The sequence below is a fragment of the Streptomyces sp. AC627_RSS907 genome (assembly GCF_019049165.1).
In genome coordinates this window covers 1-565 of sequence record NZ_JAGMUE010000892.1, presented here as the reverse complement: position 1 = coordinate 565, position 565 = coordinate 1, and the positions used below count along the sequence as shown (strand labels likewise).

Here is a 565-nt window from a genome sequence, read left to right as displayed (position 1 = left end):
CCCATGGCGGCTGCCGCGGTGATGAAGATGACGTGGCCGAGGTGCTCGGGCATGGCCTTACGGCCTTCCGGCGCCGGCGGCTGCGCGGTGCTGGTCAACGTGTACTCCTGAGGCCCGGCCGCACTGCCGGGCGTGGGGGGCTGGCACTCCTAGTGGGACACGGCCCAACGCGAGCCACCACTTGAAGGCAAAAGCAACGTTGCAGAGACTATGCCTTCAAGTTTCGAAGTCAATACCCCCGCATCACGATGAGTTCCACCCCACGCCCGGCGAAAGCTTCAAGTGTTGATCTCTATGCGCGCGGTCCGCGCGGGCTGCGGGGGCCCGTCAGCGCAGCCGCTGGCTGATGACCTTCGACACCCCGTCGCCCTGCATGGACACGCCGTACAGCGCGTCGGCGACCTCCATCGTGCGCTTCTGGTGCGTGATCACGATGAGCTGCGAGCTCTCCTGCAGCTCCTCCATGATCCGGATCAGGCGCTGCAGGTTGGTGTCGTCCAGCGCCGCCTCGACCTCGTCCATCACGTAGAACGGGCTCGGGCGCGCCTTGAAGATCGACACCAGC

General features: G+C 66.0%; 1 protein-coding gene. It reads right to left on the bottom strand.

All coding sequences use genetic code 11. From position 1 onward, the window contains the following. Positions 1-327: 327 nt before the first annotated feature. A partial coding sequence (locus KUM32_RS39300) for an AAA family ATPase (RefSeq protein WP_217146541.1) occupies positions 328-565 on the bottom strand: 238 nt, incomplete at its 5' end.